The organism is Streptomyces sp. (genome assembly GCF_036566765.1).
Lineage (GTDB): Bacteria > Actinomycetota > Actinomycetes > Streptomycetales > Streptomycetaceae > Streptomyces.
Genome location: NZ_DATCVQ010000484.1, coordinates 1 through 10,195, shown reverse-complemented (window position 1 = coordinate 10,195; position 10,195 = coordinate 1). Strand labels below are relative to the sequence as shown.

Annotated in this window: 8 protein-coding genes; 6 read left to right on the top strand and 2 right to left on the bottom strand. The window is 70.4% G+C overall.

The window, feature by feature from the left end:
• From VIU94_RS28460 to VIU94_RS28445, 4 genes are all read left to right on the top strand, one after another.
• Positions 1 to 1,486, top strand: a 1,486-nt coding sequence (locus VIU94_RS28460) for a vitamin B12 dependent-methionine synthase activation domain-containing protein (protein WP_331915499.1), incomplete at its 5' end; no start/stop codon positions are given.
• Positions 1,487 to 1,715: 229 nt separating this feature from the next.
• Positions 1,716 to 2,414 (top strand): HAD family hydrolase, encoded by a 699-nt coding sequence (locus VIU94_RS28455; RefSeq protein ID WP_331915497.1) that lies wholly within the window; start codon positions 1,716 to 1,718, stop codon positions 2,412 to 2,414.
• Between the two features lie 489 nt (positions 2,415 to 2,903).
• Positions 2,904 to 4,508, top strand: a complete 1,605-nt coding sequence (locus tag VIU94_RS28450) for an ABC transporter substrate-binding protein (protein WP_331915495.1) — start codon at positions 2,904 to 2,906, stop codon at positions 4,506 to 4,508.
• 67 nt (positions 4,509 to 4,575) lie between these two features.
• Entirely contained in the window at positions 4,576 to 6,162 is a 1,587-nt protein-coding gene (locus VIU94_RS28445; RefSeq protein WP_331915493.1) for an ABC transporter substrate-binding protein, read from the top strand.
• A gap of 88 nt (positions 6,163 to 6,250) precedes the next feature.
• Here VIU94_RS28445 and VIU94_RS28440 read toward each other — a convergent pair whose 3' ends face one another.
• Both VIU94_RS28440 and VIU94_RS28435 read right to left on the bottom strand, forming a co-directional pair.
• Complete coding sequence (locus tag VIU94_RS28440) at positions 6,251 to 6,922, bottom strand: response regulator (protein ID WP_331915492.1); 672 nt, start codon at positions 6,920 to 6,922, stop codon at positions 6,251 to 6,253.
• Between the two features lie 10 nt (positions 6,923 to 6,932).
• Positions 6,933 to 7,835: a RecB family exonuclease gene (locus VIU94_RS28435; protein WP_331915491.1), complete on the bottom strand. Its 903-nt coding sequence runs from the start codon at positions 7,833 to 7,835 to the stop codon at positions 6,933 to 6,935.
• A gap of 128 nt (positions 7,836 to 7,963) precedes the next feature.
• Between VIU94_RS28435 and VIU94_RS28430 the strand changes: the two genes are divergently transcribed.
• Positions 7,964 to 9,211, top strand: a complete 1,248-nt coding sequence (locus tag VIU94_RS28430; protein WP_331915490.1) for a site-2 protease family protein — start codon at positions 7,964 to 7,966, stop codon at positions 9,209 to 9,211.
• An 18-nt stretch (positions 9,212 to 9,229) separates the two neighbouring features.
• Complete coding sequence (locus tag VIU94_RS28425) at positions 9,230 to 10,132, top strand: tRNA (adenine-N1)-methyltransferase (protein ID WP_331915489.1); 903 nt, start codon at positions 9,230 to 9,232, stop codon at positions 10,130 to 10,132.
• Positions 10,133 to 10,195: the final 63 nt, after the last annotated feature.

The following is a 10,195-nucleotide window of genomic DNA, read 5'->3' as shown; positions in this document are numbered from 1 at the left end:
GGGGCGGCCCGCCCTGTCGATCATCAACGACATCCTGCTGGACGGGATGAAGGTGGTCGGTGAGCTGTTCGGCTCGGGCCAGATGCAGCTGCCGTTCGTGCTCCAGTCCGCGGAGGTGATGAAGACCGCCGTCGCCCATCTCGAACCGCACATGGAGAAGACGGACGACGAGGGCAAGGGCACGATCGTGCTGGCCACCGTCCGCGGCGACGTGCACGACATCGGCAAGAACCTCGTCGACATCATCCTGTCCAACAACGGCTACAACGTGGTGAACCTGGGCATCAAGCAGCCCGTCTCCGCGATCCTCGACGCCGCCGAGGAGCACCGCGCCGACGTCATCGGCATGTCCGGCCTGCTGGTCAAGTCCACGGTGATCATGAAGGAGAACCTGGAGGAGCTGAACCAGCGGGGCCTGTCCGCCGACTACCCGGTCATCCTGGGCGGCGCCGCGCTCACCCGCGCCTATGTCGAGCAGGACCTGCACGAGATCTACGAGGGCGAGGTCCGGTACGCCCGCGACGCCTTCGAGGGGCTGCGCCTGATGGACGCGCTGATCGCGGTCAAGCGCGGCGTCCCCGGCGCCGCGCTGCCGGAGCTCAAGCAGCGCCGGGTGGCCAAGCGGGACGCCGCCCTGGAGATCTCCGAGCCGGAGCCCGGCGGCCGCTCCGACGTCGCCGTCGACAACCCCGTGCCCGCCCCGCCCTTCTGGGGCACCCGGGTGGTCAAGGGCATCCCGCTCAAGGACTACGCGAGCTGGCTCGACGAGGGCGCGCTGTTCAAGGGCCAGTGGGGCCTCAAGCAGAACCGGGCCGGCGACGGGCCGACGTACGAGGAGCTGGTGGAGACCGAGGGCCGGCCGCGGCTGCGCGGCTGGCTGGACCGGCTGCACACCGACAACCTCCTGGAGGCGGCCGTCGTGCACGGCTACTTCCCCTGTGTCTCCAAGGGCGACGACCTGATCATCCTGGACGAGGAGGGCAACGAGCGGACCCGCTTCACCTTCCCGCGCCAGCGCCGCGGCCGCCGGCTCTGCCTCGCGGACTTCTTCCGCCCGGAGGAGTCCGGCGAGACCGACGTGGTCGGCCTCCAGGTCGTCACCGTCGGTTCGAAGATCGGCGAGGCCACGGCCGAGCTGTTCGCGGCCGACTCGTACCGCGACTACCTCGAACTGCACGGCCTGTCCGTGCAGCTCGCCGAGGCGCTGGCCGAGTACTGGCACGCCCGGGTGCGCGCCGAGCTCGGCTTCGCGGGGGAGGACCCGGCGGACGTCGAGGACATGTTCGCGCTCAAGTACCGCGGCGCGCGTTTCTCGCTCGGCTACGGCGCGTGCCCCGACCTGGAGGACCGGGCGAAGATCGCCGAGCTGCTGCGGCCCGAGCGCATCGGCGTCCACCTCTCCGAGGAGTTCCAGCTGCACCCGGAGCAGTCCACGGACGCGATCGTGATCCACCACCCCGAGGCGAAGTACTTCAACGCACGGTGACGCACCGATGAAGACTTCAATGCACGGTGACGCACCGATGAAGACTTCGATGCACGGTGACGCACTGATGAAATCTTCGACGCACGGTGACCGAAACGCCAGGCCCGCCGGGTAATGCTCTGCACCTTCGGTGAGCGCGACGTACACTGATTGGTCCAGTGCAGGCCGGTCTCCCTCCCCGTACCGGGGGGCGGGACCGGCCTTCTCGTCCCTCATGGAGGTGTGCCGGATGACCAGTACGGTCCCCGCGTCCTTGATTCGTACCAACGAAGGGTCCGCCCTGCAGGCGGTCTTCCTCGACATGGACGGCACCCTCGTCGACACCGAGGGATTCTGGTGGGACGCGGAGGTCGAGGCGTTCGCCGCGCTCGGACACCGGCTGGACGAGTCCTGGCGCGACATCGTCGTGGGCGGCCCCATGAGCCGCAGCGCGGGCTACCTGATCGAGGCCACCGGCGCGGACATCACGCTGGCCGAGCTGACCGTGCTGCTCAACGAGAAGTTCGAGCAGCGCATCGGCCGGGGCGTGCCCCTGATGCCGGGCGCCGAGCGGCTGCTCGTCGAGCTGGCCCGGCACAACATCCCGACCGCGCTGGTCTCGGCCTCGCACCGCCGGATCATCGACCGGGTGCTCGCCTCGGTGGGCCGCGACCGGTTCGCGCTGACCGTCGCCGGCGACGAGGTGACGCGCACCAAGCCGCACCCCGAGCCGTACCTGACGGCCGCCCGCGGCATCGGCGCCGACCCCGGGCTGTGCGCGGTCATCGAGGACACCGCGACCGGCGTGGCCTCCGCGGAGGCGGCCGGCTGCCGAGTGGTGGCCGTGCCGTCCGTCGCCCCGATCGCCCCCGCGGGCGGCCGGGTCGTGGTGCGCTCGCTCGAAGAGGTCGACGTGCCGTTCCTGCGGACGCTCATCACCGGCGTGTGAGCGGAAGCTGAGCGAACGCGCGTACGGAAACGCAGGGCTCCGTACCGTGCGTTCTCCGTGATCGTCTGCGCCTGCCTCAAGGCCACCCGTCCCGAAGTCGCCCGCGTGACCTTGGTCACGCAGCGTGCCGAGGGGTGGGTGGCCTTTCTGTGCCCCATGCCCGGAACATGCGCTTCCGGTGCTGTCATGTGTCCGGATTCGTAGGGCCTTGCGCGATTCCTTCCCGCGCATCGTTATCGAGCGGATCGCATCAGTGCTCACTCAGCGGTGAATCGACGCCCGCCACCCCGTCCGGCCGCCCCCGCGCCGCGCACTAATCTTTCGGTCGTACTTCGCCGCACTCACCGTGTGCGCCGGCGCAAACCCAAGTCGCCGCGCCCACAGGAACGATCGCTGAATCCCGGCCCGATCGCTCCGCCCCGACCGGGCGGCAGCGGCGGAGTGTCCGTACCCGCTGTATCCCAGTGCCGGATGAGGAGAACGTTTTCCGTGAACCGCAAGACCTTGGTGCTGCCGGCCGTCGCCGGCATGCTCGCCCCCGTACTCGCCGGCTGCGGTACCACCGTGGGCGCCGTGGGCGGTGGCGACAAGCACATCGTGGTCGGGACCACGGACCAGTTCGTCGCCACCGAGGACGCCCCCGCGCCCCTCGACCCGGCGTACGCGTACGACACCGGCGCCTGGAACGTGCTCCGCCAGACCCTGCAGACGCTCATGCACGTCCCGCGCGGCGGCGGCAAGCCCGTCCCCGACGCGGCCTCCGACTGCGGCTTCACCGACAAGGCCAGCGAGAGCTACCGCTGCACCCTGCGCGACGGCCTCACCTTCGCCGACGGCACCCCGGTCACCGCCGAGGACGTCAAGTTCTCCATCGAGCGGGTCCTCGCGATCAAGAACGACAACGGCCCCGCCGCGCTGCTGTCCAACATCGACGAGATCGAGCCGAACGGCGAGAACGCGATCGTCTTCCACCTGAAGACGCCCGACGCCACCTTCCCGTACAAGCTCGCGACGCCCGCCGCCGGCATCGTCAGCAAGGCGAAGTACGACCCCAAGAAGCTCCGCGACGGCTTCGACGTCGACGGCTCCGGCCCGTACACCATGCAGGTCGAGCAGCAGGGCGACCAGGTCGTCAAGGCCGTCTTCACCAAGAACCCGAAGTACAAGGGCGACATCGAGTTCCGCAACGACAAGATCGAGCTCCGCTCCTTCGAGAGCGCGCAGGCCATGGGCGAGGCCCTGGAGGCCGACACGATCGACATGGCCACCCGCGCCATGGACCCGAAGCAGATCAAGGACCTCGCCGAGAACCCCAAGGCGGGCATCGAGCTCATCGAGGTCCCCGGCCTGGAGATCCGCTACCTCGGCTTCAACACCACCGACCCGTCCGTCAAGAACAAGGCCGTCCGGCAGGCCATCGCCGCCGTCGTCGACCGCGGCCGGATCGCCGGCGAGGTGTACGGCTCCACCGCGCAGCCGCTCTACTCGCTGATCCCGTCGAGCATCCCCGCGCACACCAACTCGTTCTTCGACAAGTACGGCGAGCCCGACAAGGCCAAGGCCGCCACGATCCTGCGCGACGCCGACATCACTTCCCCGGTGAAGCTGACCCTGCACTACACGACCGACCGCTACGGCGACAGCACCGCCAAGGAGTTCGCGGCCCTGCGGGACCAGCTCAACGCCACCGGCCTCTTCGCCGTCACCGTCCAGGGCACGAAGTGGGCCGAGTTCCGCCCGGCGCAGAAGCGCGGCGACTACCCCGTCTACGGGCTCGGCTGGTTCCCCGACTTCCCGGACCCGGACAACTACGTCGCTCCGTTCCTCGACGCGGACAACTTCCTCAACACCCCCTACGTCAGCAAGGTCGTCCGCGACCGGCTGATCCCGCAGTCGCGCCGCGAGGCCGACCGCACCGCCGCGACCCCGGCGTTCGAGCAGATGCAGGAGATCGTCGCCGGTGACGTGCCCGTCCTCCCGCTGTGGCAGGGCAAGCAGTACGTCGCCGCCCGCGACGACGTGACCGGCGTCGAATGGGCGCTGAACACCTCCTCCGACCTGCAGCTCTGGGAGCTCGGTCGCGGCACCGCCTGACCCCCTGCGTTACCCGGCCGTGCGACCGTGCGCGGCCGGCCGGCAAGAGATCACGAGGCAAGGTTCTGTGAAGGCACACAACAAGTGGCTGACCGCCCCGCTGGCGGCGGGTCTCTCCGCCGCCCTGCTGAGCGGCTGTGGCACGGAGACGGGCGGCGACGCGGGCGGCCAGGGCAACGCCGTACGCGTCGGCATGTCGGACGAGGTCCTGGCGACGGACCCGGCCGCGGGCTACGACCCCGGCTCCTGGCTGCTGTTCAACAACGTCTTCCAGTCCCTGCTCGCCTTCCCCAAGGGCGGCACGGAACCCGAGCCCGAGGCCGCCCAGAAGTGCGGCTTCGAGGGCGGCAGCAAGGTCTACAGCTGCACCCTGCGCGACGGCCTGAAGTTCAGCAACGGCAACCCGCTGACCTCGAAGGACGTCAAGTTCTCCTTCGAGCGTGCGCTGAAGATCGACGCCCCGTCCGGCCCCGGCCCGCTGCTCTCCACGATCGACTCCATCGAGACCCCCGACGAGAAGACGGTCGTCTTCACGCTGAAGGTTCCCGACGCCACCTTCCCGAGCAAGATCGCCTCCGGCGCCGGCTCCATCGTCGACCACCGCGAGTACCAGGCGGACGCGCTGCGCACCGACGGCAAGGCCGTCGGCTCCGGCCCGTACAAGCTGGACTCGATCAGCGACGCCGAGGCCGTCTTCTCCGTCAACGGCAGCTACAAGGGCACCGCCAAGACCCAGAACAAGGGCGTCACCCTCAAGCTGTTCGGCGGCGACCGCAAGGGCCTGTCCGAGGCGCTCACCAATGGCGACATCGACGTCGCCTACCGAGGCCTCGCTGCCGGCGACATCGCCGCCCTGGAGACCTCCGCGACCAGCGCCCACCAGGGCGTCGAGGTGGTCGAGGGCAGCAGCGCCGAGGTCCAGCACCTGGTGTTCAACCTGAAGGACCCGGTCGTCGGCAAGCTCGGCGTCCGCAAGGCCATCGCCTACCTGGTCGACCGCGACGCGCTCGTCGAGGACGTCTACAAGTCCACGGCCACCCCGCTGTACTCGATCGTCCCGGCCGGCATCGCCGGTCACAACACCGCCTTCTTCGACGCCTACGGCGGCCGCCCCGACCCGGCCAAGGCCAAGGCCGCGCTGCGCTCCGCCGGCGTCAAGGACAAGGTCAAGCTCACCCTCTGGTCCACGCCGAGCCGCTACGGTCCCGCCACGGACCAGGAGTTCGAGGCGATCGCCAAGCAGCTCAACGACAGCGGGCTGTTCGACGCCGACGTGAAGTCCGTCGAGATCGAGCAGTACGAGAAGGACGTCGAGGCCGGCAAGTACGGCGTGTACGTGAAGGGCTGGGTGCCGGACTACCCGGACCCGGACAACTTCACCGGCCCGTTCTTCGGCGAGGGCAACGTCCTCGGCAACAACTTCGAGAACAAGCGGATCACCGGCACGCTCATCCCGAAGACCGCGGCCGCCGCCGAGCGCGCCACCACCGAGGCCGACTTCGCCGAGCTCCAGGACCTCGTGGCCGAGCATGTCCCGGTCCTGCCGCTCTGGCAGGGCAAGCAGTACGCGGTGGCCAAGGAGACCGTCACCGGCCTGGAGTGGACCCTGGACTCCTCGACCGTCTTCCGCTTCTGGGAGCTGAAGAAGGCCTGACCAGGACCCCGCACGGCCGCTCACGCGGACACGTACGCGAACGGGCCCGGCGCACACCGCGCCGGGCCCGTTCCCGTGATGTGGCCTGCTACTGCGCCCCCGGGCGCACCAGGCCGCTCTCGTACGCATACACCGCCGCTTGCACCCGGTCGCGCAGCCCCAGCTTCGTCAGCACATGGCCCACATGCGTCTTCACCGTCGTCTCGCTGACGAACAGGTCCGCCGCGATCTCCGCGTTCGACAGCCCGCGCGCGACCAGCTTCAGCACCTCGACCTCGCGCTCGGTCAGCGTGTTCAGGGTGTCCGGCACCTGCTCCTCGCCGGACGGCAGATGGGCCGAGTACTTGTCGAGCAGCCGGCGCGTGATCGACGGGGCCAGCATCGCCTCGCCGGCCGCCACCACCCGGATCGCCTGCACCAGCTCGTTCGCCGGGGCGTCCTTGAGCAGGAAGCCGCTCGCCCCCGCCCGCAGCGCCTCCACCACGTACTCGTCCAGGTCGAAGGTCGTCAGCACCAGCACCTTCGCCGGTCCGTCCCGGCCCGGGCCGGTGATCTGGCGGGTCGCCTCCACCCCGTCCATCCGCGGCATCCGGATGTCCATCAGCACCACGTCGGGCTGAAGCGCCCGCACCTGGTCCAGCGCCTGCAGGCCGTCCCCGGCCTCGCCGACGACCGCGAGGTCCTGCTCCGCCTCCAGAATCATCCGGAAGCCGGTGCGCAGCAGCGGCTGATCGTCGACCAGTAGGACGCGGATGGCCACGAGAACTCCTTTACGGGGCGGGCTGGACCGGGTCCATTCTGCCCTGACCGCCCATCCCGGACTCCGCCGGGCGCGCGGAGACGATCTCCAGCGGATACACCGGGGGAGTCCCGCCGAACTCCGGGCAGACCGCCTGGTGATCGCACCACCCGCACAGCTTCGTCGGCCGCGGCCGCCAGTCACCCGTCCGAGTGGCCAGCGAGATCGCCTCCCACAGCGCGAGGAGCTTCCGCTCCACCCGCAGCAGGTCCGCCTCGACCGGGTCGTACGTCAGCACCTCGCCGCTGCCCAGGTAGACCAGCTGCAGCCGGCGCGGCACCACCTGCTTCAGCCGCCAGACCACCAGCGCGTAGAACTTCATCTGGAACAGCGCGCCCTCGCTGTACTCCGGCCGCGGCGCCTTGCCCGTCTTGTAGTCGACGATCCGCACCTCGCCCGTCGGCGCCACGTCGACCCGGTCGATCACCCCGCGCAGCCGCAGCCCGGACTCCAGCTCCGTCTCCACGAACAGCTCGCGCTCCGCCGGCTCGAGACGCGTCGGGTCCTCCAGCGTGAACCACCGCTCCACCAGCTGCTCCGCCTCGCCCAGCCAGCGCGTCAGCTGCTCCCCCTCGGCGTCCTCGGCGAACAGGTCGGCCAGCTCCGGCCGCGATTCGAGCAGCCGGTCCCACTGGCCCGGGATCAGCGCCTTGGCGCGGGGCGCGGTCCGGTCCGCCGCCGGGGCGTCGAACAGCCGCTCCAGGACGGCGTGCACCAGCGTGCCCCGGGTCGCCGCCTCGCTCGGCTTCTCCGGCAGACGGTCGATCACCCGGAACCGGTACAGCAGTGGGCACTGCATGAAGTCGCTCGCCCGGGACGGCGACAACGACGAGGGCGTACGTGGCTCCGACGCCGGCTGCTCGCTGGTACTCATGCCGAAGACCCTACGGCCCGCCGCTGACACCCGGCGGAATACCATCGACTCCACACCCCGTCACGCTGCATGATCGAAGAGTGCCGCGACGACGTGGGTCGAGGCAGTACCGGCAGTGAAGGGAACCCGTGAACCAGGACGACGCCAGCGGCGAGAACGACCGGCCGCGGTCCGGCGCGACGGGACCGGGACCGGGCGACGACAAGCCGCAGCGCACCGAGGAACCCGGAGGCGGCATCCTCATGGGCCGTCCCTTCGGCGTGCCGGTGTACGTGGCCCCCAGCTGGTTCCTCGTCGCCGCCCTGATCACCTGGGTCTTCGGCGACCAGATCGACCGCGTGCTGCCCGACCTCGGCGCCGCCCGCTACCTGGTCTCCCTCTTCTTCGCCGTCGCCTTCTACGCCTCCGTCCTCGTCCACGAACTCGCCCACACCATCGCCGCGCTCCGCTTCAAGCTCCCGGTGCGCCGCATCCAGCTGCAGTTCTTCGGCGGCGTCTCCGAGATCGAGAAGGAGGCCGAGACCCCCGGGCGCGAGTTCGTCCTCGCGTTCGTCGGCCCGCTGCTCTCCCTGGTCCTGTCCGGCGTCTTCTACCTCGCCATGAACGCCGTGGAGCCCGGCACCGTCCCCGGCGTCCTGCTCGCCGGACTGATGATCTCCAACCTGATCGTGGCCGCGTTCAACCTGCTGCCCGGCCTGCCCCTGGACGGCGGCCGGATGCTCCGCGCCGTCGTCTGGAAGATCACCGGCAAGGCGATGAGCGGCACCGTCGCCGCCGCCTGGGTCGGCCGCGCGCTCGCCGTCGCCGTCCTCGTCGGCCTGCCGCTGCTCACCCAGACCGGCCTGCTCGGCAACGACACCGACGACATCAGCGGCGTCAACACCGTCACCGACGCCCTGCTCGCCGCGATCCTCGCGGCCATCATCTGGACCGGCGCCGGCAACAGCCTGCGCATGGCCCGGCTCCGCGAGCACCTCCCCGAGCTGCGCGCCCGCACTCTCACCCGGCGGGCCATCCCCGTCGAGCCGGCCACGCCGCTGTCCGAGGCGCTGCGCCGCGCCAACGAGGCCGGGGCCCGCGCCCTCGTCGTCGTCGACGGCCAGGGCAACCCCACCGGCCTGGTCCGCGAGACCTCCATCGCCGGCGTCCCGCAGCACCGCCGCCCCTGGGTCGCCGTCAGCGCCCTCTCCCAGGAGCTCACCGACGGGATGAAGGTCCCCGCCGAGCTCACCGGACAGCCGCTCCTCGACCACCTGCGGGCCAGCCCCGCCACCGAGTACCTGGTCGTCGAGGACACCGGCGAGATCTACGGCGTGCTGTCCACCGCGGACGTCGAGCGCGCCTTCGTCCGGGCCATGGCAAGACCCTCCTCCTGACCCCGGTACTCTGGTCACATGTCCGAACCGACCGGTGCCGCCCGCCGACGCGGGCCCTTCAAGGTCGGGGACCAGGTTCAGCTGACCGACCCCAAGGGCCGTCACTACACGTTCACGCTCGAAGAGGGAAAGAACTTCCACACCCACAAGGGTTCTTTTCCGCACGACGAACTGATCGGCGCCCCCGAGGGCAGCGTTGTCCGCACCACCGGAAACGTCGCCTACCTCGCGCTGCGCCCCCTGCTCCCCGACTACGTCCTGTCCATGCCCCGCGGCGCCGCCGTGGTCTACCCCAAGGACGCGGGGCAGATCCTCGCCTTCGCCGACATCTTCCCCGGCGCCCGCGTCGTGGAAGCCGGCGTCGGCTCCGGCTCGCTCAGCAGCTTCCTGCTGCGCGCCATCGGCGACCAGGGCATGCTGCACAGCTACGAGCGCCGCGAGGACTTCGCAGAGATCGCCCAGCAGAACGTGGAGCGCTACTTCGGCGGCCCGCACCCCGCCTGGCAGCTCACCGTCGGCGACCTCCAGGACAACCTGTCCGACGCCGACGTCGACCGCGTCATCCTCGACATGCTCGCCCCCTGGGAATGCCTGGAGGCCGTCTCCAAGGCGCTGGTCCCCGGCGGCATCCTCTGCTGCTACGTCGCGACCACCACCCAGCTCGCCCGGACCGTCGAGTCCATCCGTGAGATGGGCTGCTTCGCCGAGCCGCAGCCCTGGGAATCGATGATCCGTAACTGGCACGTCGAGGGCCTGGCCGTCCGCCCGGACCACCGCATGATCGGCCACACCGGCTTCCTGCTCACCGCCCGCCGCCTCGCCGACGGCGTCGAGCCCCCCATGCGCCGACGCCGCCCCGCCAAGGGCGCCTACGGCGAGGACTACACCGGCCCCAACGCCGACGGGGGCTCCGGCCGCTAGGGCGGCCCCGTGCCGCAGTCAACGTACAGGCGTCGGGGTGGAGTTCCCGCAGACCAGGGGAAC

Bases quoted from the DNA above. Each gene is read 5' to 3' on its own strand.
- VIU94_RS28455 (WP_331915497.1), top strand. From the start codon at position 1,716: ATGACCAGTACGGTCCCCGCGTCCTTGATTCGTACCAACGAAGGGTCC.
- VIU94_RS28425 (WP_331915489.1), top strand. From the start codon at position 9,230: ATGTCCGAACCGACCGGTGCCGCCCGCCGACGCGGGCCCTTCAAGGTC.
- VIU94_RS28435 (WP_331915491.1), bottom strand. From the start codon at position 7,835: ATGAGTACCAGCGAGCAGCCGGCGTCGGAGCCACGTACGCCCTCGTCG.